The 16188-nt window shown below is 62.7% G+C and carries 13 protein-coding genes; 2 read left to right on the top strand and 11 right to left on the bottom strand.

Going from position 1 to position 16188, the window contains the following annotated elements; genetic code table 11:
• Window positions 1–6 precede the first annotated feature (6 nt).
• The 5 genes from BMW76_RS10200 to BMW76_RS10175 form a co-directional block, all read right to left on the bottom strand.
• Window positions 7–864 carry a lysophospholipid acyltransferase family protein gene (locus BMW76_RS10200; RefSeq protein ID WP_245763165.1) on the bottom strand — a complete coding sequence of 286 codons (858 nt, stop codon included), beginning with the start codon at window positions 862–864 and terminating at the stop codon, window positions 7–9.
• A gap of 475 nt (window positions 865–1339) precedes the next feature.
• Window positions 1340–2401 carry a fimbrial protein gene (locus BMW76_RS41635; protein ID WP_090865022.1) on the bottom strand — a complete coding sequence of 354 codons (1062 nt, stop codon included), beginning with the start codon at window positions 2399–2401 and terminating at the stop codon, window positions 1340–1342.
• A gap of 373 nt (window positions 2402–2774) precedes the next feature.
• Window positions 2775–5897, bottom strand: coding sequence for a fimbria/pilus outer membrane usher protein (locus tag BMW76_RS10185; RefSeq protein ID WP_090865020.1), 3123 nt, complete (start codon window positions 5895–5897; stop codon window positions 2775–2777).
• 100 nt (window positions 5898–5997) lie between these two features.
• Window positions 5998–6753 carry a fimbrial biogenesis chaperone gene (locus BMW76_RS10180; RefSeq protein ID WP_090865019.1) on the bottom strand — a complete coding sequence of 252 codons (756 nt, stop codon included), beginning with the start codon at window positions 6751–6753 and terminating at the stop codon, window positions 5998–6000.
• A gap of 115 nt (window positions 6754–6868) precedes the next feature.
• Window positions 6869–7414 carry a fimbrial protein gene (locus BMW76_RS10175; protein ID WP_090865018.1) on the bottom strand — a complete coding sequence of 182 codons (546 nt, stop codon included), beginning with the start codon at window positions 7412–7414 and terminating at the stop codon, window positions 6869–6871.
• A 332-nt stretch (window positions 7415–7746) separates the two neighbouring features.
• On the opposite strand from BMW76_RS10175, the gene BMW76_RS10170 reads away from it, so the two are divergent.
• Complete coding sequence (locus BMW76_RS10170; protein WP_090865017.1) at window positions 7747–8406, top strand: response regulator transcription factor; 660 nt, start codon at window positions 7747–7749, stop codon at window positions 8404–8406.
• Between the two features lie 101 nt (window positions 8407–8507).
• On the opposite strand, the gene rhaS is transcribed toward BMW76_RS10170, so the two are convergent.
• From rhaS to BMW76_RS10140, 6 genes are all read right to left on the bottom strand, one after another.
• The gene (rhaS, locus tag BMW76_RS10165; RefSeq protein ID WP_090865016.1) at window positions 8508–9515 is read right to left on the bottom strand and encodes a rhamnose ABC transporter substrate-binding protein; all 1008 of its coding nucleotides are present in this window, start codon (window positions 9513–9515) and stop codon (window positions 8508–8510) included.
• Between the two features lie 108 nt (window positions 9516–9623).
• Window positions 9624–10643, bottom strand: coding sequence for an ABC transporter permease (locus BMW76_RS10160; RefSeq protein ID WP_090865015.1), 1020 nt, complete (start codon window positions 10641–10643; stop codon window positions 9624–9626).
• Window positions 10636–11721 (bottom strand): ABC transporter permease, encoded by a 1086-nt coding sequence (locus tag BMW76_RS10155; RefSeq protein WP_090865014.1) that lies wholly within the window; start codon window positions 11719–11721, stop codon window positions 10636–10638. The genes BMW76_RS10160 and BMW76_RS10155 overlap by 8 nt, the downstream gene beginning before the upstream one ends.
• Entirely contained in the window at window positions 11718–13247 is a 1530-nt protein-coding gene (locus tag BMW76_RS10150; protein WP_090865216.1) for a sugar ABC transporter ATP-binding protein, read from the bottom strand. Before BMW76_RS10150 ends, BMW76_RS10155 begins: the two co-directional genes overlap by 4 nt.
• Window positions 13248–13329: 82 nt before the next feature.
• Entirely contained in the window at window positions 13330–14223 is an 894-nt protein-coding gene (locus tag BMW76_RS10145) for an amidohydrolase family protein (RefSeq protein WP_090865013.1), read from the bottom strand.
• A gap of 46 nt (window positions 14224–14269) precedes the next feature.
• Complete coding sequence (locus BMW76_RS10140; RefSeq protein ID WP_090865012.1) at window positions 14270–14596, bottom strand: L-rhamnose mutarotase; 327 nt, start codon at window positions 14594–14596, stop codon at window positions 14270–14272.
• Window positions 14597–14755: 159 nt separating this feature from the next.
• Here BMW76_RS10140 and BMW76_RS10135 point away from each other — a divergent pair, with 159 nt between their 5' ends.
• Window positions 14756–15718: a LysR family transcriptional regulator gene (locus BMW76_RS10135; RefSeq protein ID WP_090865011.1), complete on the top strand. Its 963-nt coding sequence runs from the start codon at window positions 14756–14758 to the stop codon at window positions 15716–15718.
• Window positions 15719–16188: the final 470 nt, after the last annotated feature.

The raw sequence follows: 16188 nt of genomic DNA, 5'->3' as shown, positions 1-16188 counted from the left end.
TACGTGCTATTTCGCGGGCGCAAACGCGTACAGGGAAGGATGACCCGCGACGAGCGAGCACTCGAAGTTGCTCATGAGCGCCTGCTCGATCTCGCGCGCGACGCGTTGCGGCGCGTCGGGATCGGCAAGCCGTATGGGCTCGAGAACGGTACCGTCGAACCTTCCGTGCTCGAAGCGCAGATAGAACGGCAACAGGATCGCGTCGAGTGGCGCTCCCATGCGGAACACGCCGTTGTGGATGCGCGCCGCGCGGCCGAAAATCGACACGCCGACGGTCTCCATCGGGTAGCGATGCAACGTGTACGGCGGCACGTCGGCAAAGATCACGACGACACCATTGCGCCTGAGCGAGCGCGCGACCTGTAGTCCGAGGCCGTTGCGATTGTCCTGGCTATACGTGTACAGCACGTCGACGTTGGGAATCATCGCATCGTCGCTGCCATAGAGATCGCGCGGCACACCGGACACGACGCCGATCCGCGAAAGGCCAAGCTTTGCGCGCAGATCGTCGATCACGTAGATGTTCGCGTACTGCGATACGTAGTGAAACGGCGAAACGATGATCGGGCGTCCGGGCGCTTCGCTCTTCAGTCGCGCGATGGTCTGCGCAAGCATGCTGGCGATGCGTTGAAGGTCCGGCCATGCTTCGGCGAAATCGCGTTGACGGCCGAAATGAAGGCGCTGATCGACCAGCTTTTCCAGGGTGCGTGCTGCGAGCAGGCGACGGCTGCTCAGGCCGCCCTTCTTCATCACATCGAGCGCGAACTCGCGGCGCTCGATCCCGCTCCAGCGGATGTTGGGACTGTACAACCGTTGAAACAGCACGATCGCACTTGCGAGCGGCTCGATCGCACCGAGCGGCATGCGCGACATCAGCGTGCGAACGGAGAAACGACCGATGCTTTTGAAAGCACGATCCAGGCGGCGCCGAACGGCGCCAAGCCACTCGCGCGGAGACTTCCACGACGTCATAAAGTGAGGGATTCGGGAATTGGAGACGGAAACAGGCAAACAAGCGAAAAAGCCCCACGCTCGGAGCGTGGGGCTATGTCAGCGCCATGCGGTCAATGATGACCGGAGTGCACTGGACGGGTGATTACAGGCCACCGCCCTGCGTGCCGCCGCCGCCTGCCGGCGGTGTCACCGGCGTCTTCGGCTTGCAGCAGCACTTGCAGCAACCGCCTGCGACCTTCGATTGTTCCAATGCGTTACGTTCGACTTTTTGCATTTCTGTTACCCACTAAAAATTATGAAAAAAACACAACTACTTCTACTGCTAGCACCAACAGCGATATTTGCTATCCCTGTCAATTCTTGAATATCGTTGCGTGGGCCATCGCTATTGATACGACATCGTGAACGTGGCCTTTCCATTCGCCGAACCGCCACGGATGGTTGACGCTGTCTGCACATAACGCGCGGCCAGCGGGATCGTCGTTGCCGTGCCGTTCACCTGACCGATCATGATCTGATTGGTCGTGCCGGCGATGTTCGAATCGGGACCGTATGCTACGGCCGTCCCGTTTCGCAAGATCTGGATGCCAATGCCCGCCGCTATCGATGTCGAACTCAACGGCAACGTGTTTGTCTGATTCGACGGGTTGACTGCATCCGTGAACGTAATGCCCAAATTCGTCGTCAGCCCGGTGCAATCGACTCCGATGTTGAAATTCACCGGATCGGACCCCGATCCGATTGTCGTGAATTTCCTGAGCGGTACGCTTCCAAGATCGACGTCGATCGACGGCGTGGTGACGGAACAGGTCTGGCTGATGATCTGAATGGGATTCGCGATCGACACCGTCGACGACAAATATCCGCCGATGGTGACATCCATATACTTGCCACTCGACAAGGTGGGGTTGCTGAGCGTCTGTTGCACCTTGACTAGCGTCATCGTCATGACTGGCCCCATAACAAGGTGACACGGCGCAACGGAACATGTCGTCGGACCGGCTGCAAACTGCGCCGCCCCCAGATTCTTCGTACCTGTCACGTAGTCGCTGCCGGTGCTATCCGAGTGCAACTTGTAGCCGACACCCGTATTTCCGATCGGCGTCACGATGCCCGATGAACTGCCTACCTGATAGTTCGTGAAGACGGCCGGCACAGTCTCGGAACCAGTGAAGGTGCATGCGATTCCAACGCTCCCATCGGCAGGGACCTGCTGTTGGACTACCGCGCCGGGGATGTCGGAACCGACGGGCAAGTCTCGCGGAACGACGATCGTGGCGGGGAATCCCATCGAAAAGGTCGCCGAAGGATTTGACGTGCAGGTGGCCGCGTGTGCGCCAACGGGCAGCAACGCCCAGATGAGAACACCCGCGACAAGCCCGAGGCGTCTCGTCTTCCGCTCTCGCTGCGTAAGCCGCGCGACCAGGTATGAGAAAAGCGCACGCATTACAACCCCCTCCCGCCGCCTCGCTTACCGATTTGCTGTTGTGCAGACTGAGCGGCCGCATTGACCGCCTGATTCGCAATCGCCGCAGAAGCGCCAACAGGTGCAGCCGTGATCGTCGGCTGAGTGACGATGGGACCGCGCGGGCTTGCGCCGCGCATCATGAACTGCTGCGCGTACGGTCCAACCATGGGCCCGCTAGCCAGCGCGCCGCTCGCGAAAGTTATCGTCCCTGCGAAAGCAGCAGCCGTCGACGCAACTCGCGCCACCCGATACAGATATCCCTGCATTTCATTCACCTCTGTGATTTCATCCGCCTGCGCGATATTCGCATCGCAAACATTCGGACATCCGTACAATCCCGCGCAACGCCGCATCATTGCCCAGCCCCGCTTTCCATCGACACCATCGACAAAGTCGAAACGCGAGCCTTCGTCGTCACAGGCGCAGCGCTCATCAACTGCAGCAGCCGCCCGGCGCCGTCCGTCTGATCGGTCGTCGCGACATTCGCCGCCACCGCTTCTTCGATGGCGGGCGCCACGTAGCTCGTACTGACCACGGGCGTCGCGTCGACTGGCGGCTGGCTCTCGCCCGTGGAAATGGCGGGCTTCGGCTGCCAGTCGTCCCATACCGACGTGCGCTTGACGATCTCCGTCGACACGCGCAGCGGCGCGTTAGCCGCCGGCGCAAGCGTCGGGAAAGTCGGCAGGAGCGCGACGGGCCTGATCGCCGTTGCTGCGGCCACCGGCTCAACGGGTGCCGCCGGCATCGTGTGGCGCGCGGCTTCCTGCGCGCTGGGCACGACACTCGCGGAGGGCGCGTGTCCGGCGGACTGCGCACCGTCCATCGCTGCGACGCGTTTGCTTTCGACGGCAACCGGCTTCGACGCGGCCGCCTGCTTCGATGCGCCATTCGATGCGATACCGACGTCACCGCACACACCTGTTGCGTGTGCATATGCGCCCCTGTCCTCGGACTTCGGCGGCAAGCGGTATGCGATCTCGCATGTCTGGTCCGCTTCGCTGCCCCACTTCGCGACCAGGGTGCCTTCGTCCGCGATGCCGCTCACGAATAGCTGACTGTTCTGACCGATCGCACCGACTGCATTGCCCTTCTCGTCCGTGACCGTCGCGCCGAACGGCAACGATGCGCCATTGGGCAGCTTTGTGGAGATGACGGCGGACCGCCCGATCACCGTGGGGAAACGCACCATGACCACGGAGTTGGCACGCGGTGCGACCTGCTGGCTCGTCGCCTTGAATTCGACGTCAAGGGGAATGCCCTTCGGATCGATATCGACGGTATTGAGCGAGTAAGGCGCCAAATACGGCACGACGGCATAGCCGCGGCTATCGATGCGCACGCCCGATCCGTTCGTGATGCGCGCGCCCTCGGCGCCCTTCGCCTCGACGACGGCAATCGTGTCGCCAAGATAGTTGGCAAGCGTTACACCGCCCGGATGCGCAACAATCGCCCCCTGAATGCCTGCGGAAGCCTGTGCGTAGCCGGAGCCGCCGCTCGCGCTGCCCGAGAACGTCGCGTATGGACTGCGATACTGCGCATTGCCGCCGCCCATCGTCGAACCCGGCATATGCGAGCCGAAGACGCCGTAGCTGAACTGGCTGTCCACGCCAGCGGAACCCGTCAGCATGGCTTGCTCGGACCAGCCCGAACTGCTGTCGTGCACGACGCTCGTCGTGAGTTGCGGCGCGCGAGGCGACTTGCCGAGCGGCACCGACACGCTCGCGTACACCTGATTGCTGGTCTGACCGTAGACGCCGTTCGACTGCCGCCCCATCGACAGGTTGTAGCTCACGGGCATTTCGAACAGCCGCACCGTGTTGTTATAGCCGAGCTGGAATTGCGTCATGGTGCCATGCCGATTCCAGTAGTCCGCGGTCGAACCGACGACGTAAAGATTGCCCCCTCTTTCGCCGAGACTCTGGTTGAGCGTCACCTGAATCTGATTGCGCTGGCGATCGACACGCGCCGGGTCCTGCCCGGAAAGCGACGAGTCGCGGCCAAGCATCGCATCGCGCAATGTCCAAAAGCCGCTCGACGAGTAGCGATACGCCGCCACCGCGAGGTTCGTATCCGTCTGCGGCATGAACTTGCTGTAGCCGATACGGAAGCTCTGCCCCGTCGTGCCCTGATGACTGTGGGGAACACTCGCCTGAGCTTCGGTGACGTCGGCGGACAGCGCGCCGAACGGCGTATTGAAGGCCGCGCCAACGAGTCCGGCGATATATCCGTCCGCGAGGATCGTGCCTGCATACCCGGTGACTGCATTGCTGATGCCCCGCTGAATCGTGCCTTGCACGAGCGCGTTATGATGATCGATCTGCGCGTCGCGGATCACGCCACCGATGAGGTTGTAGCGCGTCGCCCCCGGACGCAGCAACTGCGTCACCGACGCATACGGAACCGTATAGCTGTGCTGGCTACCGTCTGCCTCCGTCACGGTGACAAGCAGATTCCCGCCATAACCGGTCGCATAGAGATCGTTGATTTCGAACGCCCCTGGCGCAACGACTGTTTCATACAGACGGTTGCCGTTTTGCGTTACCGTGACGCGCGCATTCGACGTGGCGATGCCGCGAATCACGGGCGCGTAACCTCGAAGCGAATCGGGCAGCATGCGGTCGTCGGTTACGAGCTGCACGCCGCGCACGCCGATGCTGTCAAACACCGCGCCGTCGGTATACGAATCGCCAAGAATCAGCTGACTCTTCAGCGATGGAATATCGTGCTGCAGGTATGTCGCGATGTCCTGATACGACGTGCCCCGGCCTGTCGCCTGCTGCAATGACGACTGCTGGCGAAAATGCCAGCTGCCGATATTGACGCCCGCGTTCAGCGCAATGAACGACTGCGTGCCCGAATTGCCATGCCCCGAATAATGGAACGTGCTCGCGTTGTAGCCGAGCGTCGCGGACGGCACGCCTTCGTCCCACAGTTCCGGGCTCACATAACCCCGCGGAGCACGCAGCACGATAGCCTGGGGCAAGCTGACATCGAAGCGCAGATCCGACAGGTCGAACTGATACGAAGCGCTCTCGGAGATCACCGCAAGATCGACGCACTCTCCCGCCCCTGCTCGTTGAATCTCAGCGCGCGCGGCGTCCGACAACACGTCGAAATTGAGCCCAAGGCGCTGCAGCAATGCCTTGTCGAAGCAAGGAACCGCGCTGTCCTTCCCTTCCTGTGCGATGAAACGCATCAGCCCCTTGCCGTTCCAGTTGCCGTTGACGTAAATGTCGACGGGATAGTCGCCGGCAGGAATCGGATTGCCACGCTCGAAGCGGGAAATGTCGATGTTCCGCCCGCGTGGCTTCATCAGGAAGTCATCGTTGAACCGCACGTCAGGGACGGTCGACGTTTGCGCGTGACCCACGGCCGACACCGACGCGGCAAGCGCCCCGAGCATCAGCGCGTGGCTGCGCCTGACGGCCGGCCTGCTGCTTTCACATGCAAAAGTGGACTGCTCTCTGGTACGCATGGTTGGTTCGTTGTTCGTTTTGCACAAATGCGCTGCGCACACTCATCCCGGCGCAGCACAAGTGCAGTGCGCCAAGGTCTGTGTAATCGTGTTGCCGGGCTTATCGGGCGCCAGGCGCGTGGTAAATGCCATCCACACCCGCGCCGTAGTCATCGACGAAGCGATAGTCGACTTCTTCGGGTACGGCTACCGACGGCGCGGGACTTTCGATCTCGAACTCCGTCGTCGAGCCGGGATCGACCATGCCGCCCTTTTCGTTGAACCACTTCTTGCCGCCAGCCGTCGCGCCAACATGCGCAAAGGTCACGTAATAGGGCGTCGGATTGGTTGCCTGCAGCGCGTACCCACCCTTGGCGCTCTTCACGAATTTCCAGGTGATCTGCGCGGGCGCTTCGCGCGCGTTGCCCGGCAGACCCGCAGGCCGGAAAAATACCTTGATGCGCGTGCGAAATGCCACCTGCAGCGTGTTCTTTTCCGCGGCCGGGCCGTTGACGAGCGGCGGCACTTCGAGCACGTTGAGCCAGTACAGGGTCTCTCTGTTTTGCGCCAACGGTTCTTGCGAGTAGACCAGACGCAAGCTCTGCCCCTTCCTGGCGTCGAGACGGAACAGCGGCGGCGACAGGCTGAACGGGACCTTTGCATCTTCGGGTAGCGTCGTGGGGTCGCCCGTATCGAGCCATGCCTGAACCAGTGCCGGGCCCGCACCTTCGTTGACGAGCTTGACCGTCACCTCCCGCTCGTCGGACGGATAAACCACACGCGTCCCGTTAATGACCACGCTCGCCTGAGCACTCGATACACCGACCGCCAACGCGACCACCGTCAAAACCGCTGCCAGCTTTTTCCGCACCGCCATCTCACTTCACTCGCATGGACCGGCGAACCCGGGTTCGCCATGGATTTCTCGCGGCCGTCGATCAACCAGATGACAGCCGCAAGGAACGCAGGTATGAACCTGCGACTGCAATTGCTTACTGATAAACGATCGAGTACATCGTCGTGGTGTTCACGGAACCTGCGCCGACCGTGCCCGTCATTGCATACGCGGCCTTATAGATCAGCGTCGCGCTGCCGTTGACGATGGAAATCCATTTCTGGCTGCTGGAGTTGTAGCCCGCGCCGATGACCACCTTCTGGTCGCTGCTGTCTTGCAGCTGAACCTCGACGTTCGTCGCCGTTCCCGTCATGTTCTTCAATTGACCAGTCGTCAAATCGACGCTCGCGCCCGGTTCGAAGTACACGCTGGCAGAGCCCGTACTCGGCGTGCAGTTGGTCAGAGCGACGTTGAACGGCGTGATGCCCGAAACCGGGCTGCTGGAGGAGAACGACTTCACCGACACGGGCGGCAGCTGGACGGTGAACGACGGGCCGCCGCCGTTGCCGCTGATCGTGCAGGTGTTAGGCGTGATCGTGCCCGTGAATGTAATCGTTCCGTCCGACGCAAACGAAGCCGTCGGCAGCGCGGCACCCGCAGCGATGGCCATCGCGATCAGCAATCCTGACTTTTTGACTTTCATGTTTTTTCTCACAAATAGAATCGGGGAGCATCAAACTGTTTGACGGCATCTGCACAACCAGAAAGTGTCTCGAACCGTCCGACGAGATTATGCTGATTGCGCATGGTCTTCGGTATCGGATTTCTTCGAAATATCTAACGATTGCGATAGAACCGGCTCATTCATGGATATTTTCGTGATCCTTACGACATACGTTTGATTCGTCGGCACACTGCGATATAGAATCCGCGTCACTTCAGAACTGCGGACAAGTCACCACCGCTCAGCAGGTCTTCATCTCAAATCTTCCGCATGCAGCGGACACGGGGCCCGCGCCGCGCCGCCTTACTAACATGAACGCCACACGCGAGTTCAGGATTGCCATTGCCGACGACCATCCGGTGATCCGACATGCTGTCATCAACGCGCTAAGCAGCCTTTCCGGCTTTACCGTCAACGCGGCCGTGAAGTCGGGAGTGGAGCTGCTGGAGACGCTGTCCGGCGGACAGTGGGACATGATCGTCACGGACTTTTCGATGGACAGCGCGCAGCGCGATACCGACGGACTCGCGCTGATCGCTCGCCTGCGCAGGCAATGCCCGCGCATTCCCATCATCGTGTTCACGATGCTCAACAACGACGACACGCTGATCCGGCTCTCACGCTCCGGCGTGGCCGGCATCGTCGACAAGACCGAGGGCATCGCGGAATTTCAGGCTGCCGTACGCGAAGTGGCGAGCCATCGCGGGCCCTACTTTTCGCAGAAGATCCGCGCACGCCTGCTGCGTCGCGTGGGCGGCGACGCACTGGAGAGCGGCAAGCCGATGCTGACGAAGAAGGAGCTCGAAGTGATACGTCACTTCGCGGCAGGTACATCGCTGACCGACATCGCGCGGCAGGTGAACCGGTCGATCTCGACGGTCGCGACGCAAAAGAGCACCGCGATGAAGAAGCTCCGCCTGGAGACGAACGCCGATCTCGTCAAATACGCGCAGGAACACGGGCTCGCCTGATGCCGCTGCGCGGCTCGCTGCGTTCGCAAGATGCGCAGCAAAGAAAAAGGCCGCTTGCATCACGCAAGCGGCCTTTCTTCCGTCGAGCAAACTGAAACGCGTCAGAAATTGAAGTTGTCGATGTTGTTCGCGTCGAACGTGGTCGGCGGCCCGAGAATGATCTCGCCTTGCGGGCCGATCGTGCGCTTGCCGAGCTTGCCCGCATCGAACGATTCACCCTCTTTGCCCGTGATCGCGCCCGACGCGAGACTGGCCGCCGCATACGCCGCGAGATAGCCCAACTGGCCCGGGTCCCACAGCTGGAACGCCTTCACGGTGCCGTTCTTCACGAACGCGCGCATCTGGTTCGGCGTGCCGAGTCCCGTGACGGCGACCTTGCCCTTGCTCGACGACGACGAGATATACCGCGCCGCCGCTGCAATGCCCACCGACGTCGGCGCGACGATCGCCTTCAGGTTCGGATACGCCTGCAACAAGCCTTGTGTCTCGACGAACGACTTCTGGTCGTCGTCGTTGCCGTACGCGATCTTCACGAGCTTCATCTTCGAATACTCGGGCTTCTTCAGTTCCTCCTGCATCCACTTGATCCACGTGTTCTGGTTCGTCGCGTTCGGCGTCGCAGAGAGGATCGCAAACTCGCCCTCGCCGCCCATCAGCTTCGACACCAGCTGGATCTGGCCGCGCCCGATGCTCTCCGCGTTCGCCTGATTCACGAACAGCTGGCGGCCTTCGGGCGCCGTATCGGAATCGAACGTCACGACCTTGATGCCTTGCGACATCGCCTTCTTCAGATACGGCACGAGCGCGTTCGCATCGTTCGCCGCGATTACGATCGCGTCCTGACGCTGCGTCGTCAGCGTGTTGATGTACGACACCTGCGACGAAGCGCCCGCGTCCGACGGTCCCACCACCTTGCCCGCGCCGTTGAATTCCTTGATCGCGGCCATCCCGCCGTCGTCGGCGATCACTTCGTACGGGTTGTTGATCTGCTTCGGCACGAACGCGATCTTCAGGCCGGACTTGATGCCGGCCGCGCCCGCCGCGGCGCTGATGCCGAGCAAGGCCGCGCAGAGCATCAGCGCTCCCGCGTGATGCAGTGGTCTGTTCATGTGTTGTCTCCTGGTGGTGGATCGGACTTGTGCTGTCCGGGTTTGTCGATTGAACACGTTGCCTGTCTGGCGCTTCTTCTGCCTGCTGCTACCGGCTTCTACCTTCGTCTACGGCAGGGCCTTCGTTTGCGCGGCAATCAGCTTGCGGTCGCGCATCGCGCGCCAGCGCGCGACCACGTTCGGGATCAGCACCGATGCGAGCAGCAGCGCGCCCGTCACGATGGTCAGCGTTTCGCTGGAGACATCGTCGAGCGTCAACGCATTCTTCAGCACGCCGATGATCAGCAGCGACAGCAGCACGCCGACCATCGATCCGCGTCCGCCGAAAATGCTCACGCCGCCGAACAGCACGGCCGCGATCACCGACAGCTCGAAGCCTTCGCCGTTGTCGCCGCGCGCGCTCGTGAAGCGCAGCGTGTAGACGATGCCCGCGAGCGCGCTCACCAGACCGGACAATACGAACAGACGCAGCCGCACTTTCGCGACCTCGATGCCCGAGAACGCGGCCGCCGTCGAGTTCGCGCCGATCGCATAGAGACTGCGGCCGAAAGCCGTCGCCTGCAACAACACGGTGAAGAGCACAGCGCACACGATGACGATCACGAACGGCAGCGGAATGAACGTGCCGCCGAGCGTATCCATCCCGAACGCGGTATAGCCCGCCGGAAAGTCCGCGACGGCCTGATCGCCGAGCAGCACGTAAGCGAGGCCGCGAAACAGCGCGAGCGTGCCGATCGTCACCGCGAGCGAAGGCAGATTCAGCTTCACGATCACGAGCCCGTTGAGCAGCCCCGCAAGCATGCCGAAAAGCAGCACGAGCGCGATCACGACGGGCATCGGCAGCCCCATGTGCCACAGCACGCCCATCAGTGCGCTCGACGCGCCCAGCACCGACGCCACGGACAGATCGATTTCCGCCGCGACGATGATCAGCGTCATCGGCAGCGCCATCAGCGCGATCTCGGTCAGATCGGCGAGCACGTTGCTGAGATTGGCGCCCGTCAGAAACACGGGCGACAGCATGCGCCCGAGCGCGAGCGACGCGATCAGCACGATGACGAGCAGCGTTTCCCAGCGCAGCGGCGTTTCGCGCTTGCGCGTGAGCAGCGGGGAATCGGGTTTAGCCATGATCGCGTTTCCTCATCATGCGTTTGGCGACGGAGCGGGCGAGCAGCGTATCGGCGGCGATGGCTGCGACGATCAGCGCGCCTTCGATCGCCTGCTCCCAAAACGGCGACACGTGCAGCACGACGAGCGCAATGCTGATCACGCCGAGCACGAGCGCGCCCAGCGTCGCGCCGAGTATCGTGCCGACGCCGCCCGTGATCGCCACGCTGCCGACGACGGCGGCCGCCACCACCTGTAGCTCGATGCCTTTCGCGGTGCTTGCGTCGACGGTGCCGAAGCGCGCGAGCCACAACGCGCCCGCAAAACCGGCGATCGCGCCCGACAACAGGAAGCCCGACATCACGCGCCGTTCGACGTTGACGCCCGCGAGCCGCGCCGCCTCAGGGTTCGAGCCGATCGCGTAATGCTCGCGTCCCGCGCGGAAATGCTTCAAATAGAACGACAGCGCGAGCAGCACCAACGCCGCGATCAGCGCGAGCGTCGGAATGCCGAGCAGCGTGCCCGTCGCGAGACGCGAGTACGCGTCGGGCAGGCTCGTCGCGTTGATCTGGCCGCCGTGCACCCACGCGTAGTCGGCGCCGCGAAAGATATAGAGCGTCGACAGCGTCGCGACGAGCGACGGCACGCGCCCGACCGCGATCAGCAGTGCATTGATGCCGCCCGCGACGAGCCCGATCACAACGCCCGCAACGAGCGCCACGAGCACGGGCATATGCGGAAATGCGACGTACAAGCTGCCGACGGCGTACGCGCTGATCCCTACCGTCGAGCCGACGGACAGATCGATATGCCGCATCAGGATCACGACCGTCATGCCTGCCGTGAGCAAACTGATGATCGACACATTGAGCAGCACGTCGCGCAGGTTCTGCAGATTCAGGAACTGCGGCCGCGCGAGCGACGTGCCCAGTATCAGCAGGATCAGCACGATGAAGAGCGTCGTCTCGCGGCTCTTCGCGATTGTCGAGACGAAGCCGCCAAGGCCCGTGCGCGCGTGTTGCAACGGCGCGTGCGCGATGGGCGCCGCGTGCGAAGGCGCGTGAGAAGAAGTATGTGAAGCAGTCGAATGCCGGATCATGCTGCGCGCCCCAGTAATGCCGCCGATTGCCCGAGTGCGGCGCTCATGATGCGCTCTTCGCTCGCGTCGGCGCGCGCGATCTCTGCGCTGATGCGGCCTTCGTGCATCACCAGCACGCGGTCGGCCATGCCGAGCACTTCGGGCAGCTCGCTCGAAATCATCAGCACGGCCATGCCTTCCTGCACGAGTTCTGATAGCGCGCCATACACTTCGGCCTTTGCGCCGACGTCGATGCCGCGCGTCGGCTCGTCGATGATCAGCACTTTCGGGCCCGTCGCGAGCCACTTGCCGAGCACCACTTTCTGCTGATTGCCGCCAGACAGCGTGCCGACGGGCGCGGACGGATCACTCGCCTTCAGCCGCAGCCGCGTGCCCCAGCGCGTCGCGAGCTGCGTTTCGCTGCGCGTCGAGATCAGGCCGTGGCGCACGAGCCGTCCGAGCACCGTCATCGATGCATTGCGCGCGATGCTCAGCTCGAGCGCGAGCCCTTGCTGACGACGGTCTTCGGGCACGAGCGCGAGCCCCGCGCGCACGGCCGCGGCGGGATTGCCCGTTTTCAGACGCTTGCCCGCGATATGCACGTCGCCCGAATCGATGGGATCAATGCCGAAGATCGCGCGCGCCACTTCGCTGCGACCCGCGCCGACAAGACCCGCAAGCGCAACGATTTCGCCCGCGCGCACGTCGAACGACACATCCTTGAACACGCCGATGCGCGTCAGGTTGCGCACCGACAGCCGCACGTCGCCGGGCTTCACGTCCGCCTTCGGATAGAACGTCTCCAGATCGCGCCCGACCATCTTCGCGACTACCGATTCCGTCGTCATTTCAGAAGTGGGCGCGTCGAACACTTTCGCGCCGTCGCGCATGATCGTCACGTGCTGCGTCAGCGCGAACACTTCATCGAGCCGGTGCGTGATGAACAGAATCGCGACGTCGCGCTCGCGCAGCTTGCGCACGATCGCAAAGAGCCGCTCGACTTCGGGCAGCGACAGCGCGGCTGTCGGCTCGTCCATGATCAGCACGTTCGCGTTCAGCGACAGCGCCTTCGCAATCTCGATCACCTGCTGGTCGGCGATCGACAGACCGCGCACGAGGCGATCCGCGCGCAGATCGACGCCGAGCGACGCAAGCAGGCTGTCGACTTCGCGGCGCATCGCTTCGTGCTGGATGCGCCCGAAGCGATCGACAGGCTGCCGTCCCATGAAGATGTTCTCGGCTATCGACAGATCGAAGAACAGCGTCGGTTCCTGATAGATGACGGCGAGTCCCGCATCGCGCGCTTCGGCGGGCGTCGCGAAGCGGCGCTCGATGCCGTCGATGCGCAGCTCGCCCGTATCGGGCTGATGCACGCCCGCGAGAATCTTCACGAGCGTCGACTTGCCCGCGCCGTTTTCGCCGAGCAGCGCATGCACTTCGCCGGGCCATAACACGAGCTCGCCGTCCGACAGCGCGCGCACGCGCCCGAACGATTTGCTCGCGTGCCGCAGTTCCAGCCTCGGCACTTCCTGAATGTGTTGCTGCACCCTCTCCTCCTTCGTGCTGCGACCGCGTGTTGTCGGATGCTTCAGATGCCCGGATGCTTCGATGCTTCGATGCTTCAATGCTTCAGATGCGATAGAGCCGTTCGGCGTTGCGCACGAAGAGCGCATCCTTTTCCGCGTCGCTCGCCGCGCCGACGATCGACGCATACGCGCGCCACAAGTCGCCGTACGCGCCGAACTGCCGATCCACCGGAAAGTTCGAGGCGAACATCGCGCGCTCGACGCCGAACGTATCGATGGTTTCGAGCACATACGGGCGCAGGCTTTCCACCGTCCACTGATGATCGAACATCGCAAGGCCGCTGATCTTCACCGCGACGTTCGGGCATTGCGAAAGCGTCTTCATCCCTTCACGCCATGCGCGATAGCCGGCGACGCTATTGCGGTCGACGAACATGCCCGCATGATTGACGATGAACTGCGTGTCGTGATGCTGGTTCGCGAGCGCGGCCGCTTCGTCCATCTGTGACGGATAGAGCTGCATGTCGAACGACATTCCGTATCGGCGCAGCAGCCCGAAGTGTTCGCGCCACGCCGCTTCGCGCATGAAATGACGGCCGACGTAGTCATAGAGCTTGTCGTGATGCACGTTGAGGATCTGCCGCACGCCGCGCGTGTTGGCGAATGCCGCGTGTCCTTCGAGTATCTGCGCGGCGTTCTTCGCCGACAGATCGACGCCCGCGACGATGCCGTTCGGCATCGAGCGCGAGCCTGGCGCCTGCGCCACCGATTGCAGCCAGCGCGTCTCCTCGACGGGATCGGCGGGATCGTGATTCGCCTCGACGTGCACGCACTTGAGCAGCTCGATCTCGCCCGCGTCGTTCTGCAGGTCGGCGATCAGATAATCGTGTTTCAAATCGCGCGCATCGCCGGCGAACGACACGCCCGGATTGGCGAGCCACGGGTAGTGATGCGTCTTCAGATCCCACAGATGAATGTGCGGGTCGACAACTTTCATGGCGCGTCCTTCGTCGCCTGCGCATGTGCGCGGCGAGCGTCGCGAATCAGTTGAAGGGATGCTGCAATTCGAATACAGGGACGAGCGGCTCTTGCAGCGGTGTGTGGTCGGGCGCCGTCTGCATGATGTCGGCCATGTAATCCCACCATTTGCGCATCACGGGGAGATCGGGAAGACGCTCCATCGAATGATCGGCCGTGCGCGTCAGGATCGCGAACAGATGCTGCGTGCCTTCGTCGAGAAAGATACGGTAGTCGCGCACGCCCGCCTGACGCAGCGCATCGACGAGCTCAGGCCAGATCTCCCGATGCCGGCGCTCGTACTCGTCGCGCATGCCTGGGTTCAGCACCATCCGGAAAGCGATTGTCTCCATGCCGGCCGTGTCTCCACTCTTGTTCATTTATACGTTGCGCGCTCTGAGGAAGCGTCTCGATGCGACTATAATTCGGGCGTCGATAGCATCTCAATCCGTTGTTGGGATTGGGCGATACGCAAACCGAATCGCTGACTGTCCCATACTGCCGGACCATTCATGAGCCAGAACGCCGCCACCGTCGCCCTCGTCAACCGGCTCAAGTTCAAGCATCTTGCGCTGCTCGTCGCGCTCGACGACGCACGCAACGTCCATCAGGCCGCCGACGCCATCAACGTCGCGCAGCCGAGCGCGAGCCGCATGCTCGGCGACATCGAGGAAGCGCTCGGCTTTCTGCTGTTCGAGCGCAACGCGCGGGGCATGCAGCCGACGCCGCTCGGCGTCGTCACGCTCGCCTATGCGCGGCGCGCGCTCGCGGACCTCACGCGCTTTGCCGAAGACCTCGATATGAAGCGCAAAGGCGGCCACGGGCAGCTGACCGTCGGCGCGATCATGGGCGCCGCGCCCGATCTGCTCGCGATGGCCGTCGCCGCGCTGAAAACCGAAAGGCCGCTGCTGCACGTCTGCATCCTCGGCGAAACGAGCGATCAGGTCGTGCAGTTGCTGCATCGCCGCGAAATCGATCTCGCTCTCGGACGTCTGACCGATCCGCTGCAGCACAACGACTTCAGCTTCGAACCGCTCGCACGCGAGACGCTCGTGCTGGTCGTGCGTGCCGTGCATCCGCTCGCGAATCACGCGTCGATCACGTTGCCCGATCTGATGGCCTGGCCGTGGGTCGCGCAGCCGATCACGAGTCCGGCGCGCATGCTGTTCGAAGAAGAGCTGGCGCGCGCGGGTCTCGGCACGCCCGCGAACCTGACGGAATGCGCGTCGATCTTCGCGACGCTGCAACTGCTCGAAAACTACGACGCCGTCGCGATGCTGCCGGAGTCCGTCGTGCGCGATCATGTGCGCGGCAAGCTGCTTGTCGCGCTGCCCGTCGAGATAGGCAAGAGCCTCGCGGGGTTTGGCATCCTCACGCGCAAGGATGAAGCGTTGGCCGAACCGGCACAGCGCTTCGTAGACCTGCTGCGCACGCATTCGCAACGGCTGGCGGGTGAGGAGACCCTGGCGGTTTGAGTTTTTTTGTTGTCTGCGATGCTGTTGGGTTTTTGCCCTTGTCGCGAGCCTCCGCGATGTGGTTTGTGTCTGCGACCGCTTTGTTTTGGTCTCTATGGCTTGCTGCCGGCATCCGCGATTGCGTTGGTTTGCTTTGCCCTTCGCTGGCATCCGCGATGCGCCTACCGGCGCGGGCGTTGCCCCTGTGCGGGGCGGCACTCACTTTCTTTGCCGCCGCAAAGAAAGTAAGCAAAGAAAGCGGGCTCACACCGCCAGTGCTTGACCTTTACCCACGGGCTCTCAACGTCCCCGAGTTTCATACGGCAGTGTGCTCGCTGATGTTCGTCGCCAACGCTCTAGCTAAACGCCTCACCCGCTTCATGCACCCGTGTTGCAGCCCGCGACACCGAATATTTGCGGCCCCTTTGCGGCAAACTGTGTGTAGGCATTCGCGCCGCGCAGGACACCCTCGCCACGCGATGCGGCTCAAG

Source organism: Paraburkholderia diazotrophica (genome assembly GCF_900108945.1).
Classification (GTDB): Bacteria; Pseudomonadota; Gammaproteobacteria; order Burkholderiales; family Burkholderiaceae; genus Paraburkholderia; species Paraburkholderia diazotrophica.
This window is presented reverse-complemented; position numbering and strand designations above follow the sequence as displayed.

Bases quoted from the DNA above. Each gene is read 5' to 3' on its own strand.
- BMW76_RS10200 (WP_245763165.1), bottom strand. From the start codon at position 864: ATGCCGCTCGGTGCGATCGAGCCGCTCGCAAGTGCGATCGTGCTGTTT.
- BMW76_RS41635 (WP_090865022.1), bottom strand. From the start codon at position 2,401: ATGCGTGCGCTTTTCTCATACCTGGTCGCGCGGCTTACGCAGCGAGAG.
- BMW76_RS10185 (WP_090865020.1), bottom strand. From the start codon at position 5,897: ATGCGTACCAGAGAGCAGTCCACTTTTGCATGTGAAAGCAGCAGGCCG.
- BMW76_RS10180 (WP_090865019.1), bottom strand. From the start codon at position 6,753: ATGGCGGTGCGGAAAAAGCTGGCAGCGGTTTTGACGGTGGTCGCGTTG.
- BMW76_RS10175 (WP_090865018.1), bottom strand. From the start codon at position 7,414: ATGAAAGTCAAAAAGTCAGGATTGCTGATCGCGATGGCCATCGCTGCG.
- BMW76_RS10170 (WP_090865017.1), top strand. From the start codon at position 7,747: ATGAACGCCACACGCGAGTTCAGGATTGCCATTGCCGACGACCATCCG.
- rhaS (WP_090865016.1), bottom strand. From the start codon at position 9,515: ATGAACAGACCACTGCATCACGCGGGAGCGCTGATGCTCTGCGCGGCC.
- BMW76_RS10160 (WP_090865015.1), bottom strand. From the start codon at position 10,643: ATGGCTAAACCCGATTCCCCGCTGCTCACGCGCAAGCGCGAAACGCCG.
- BMW76_RS10155 (WP_090865014.1), bottom strand. From the start codon at position 11,721: ATGATCCGGCATTCGACTGCTTCACATACTTCTTCTCACGCGCCTTCG.
- BMW76_RS10145 (WP_090865013.1), bottom strand. From the start codon at position 14,223: ATGAAAGTTGTCGACCCGCACATTCATCTGTGGGATCTGAAGACGCAT.
- BMW76_RS10140 (WP_090865012.1), bottom strand. From the start codon at position 14,596: ATGGAGACAATCGCTTTCCGGATGGTGCTGAACCCAGGCATGCGCGAC.
- BMW76_RS10135 (WP_090865011.1), top strand. From the start codon at position 14,756: ATGAGCCAGAACGCCGCCACCGTCGCCCTCGTCAACCGGCTCAAGTTC.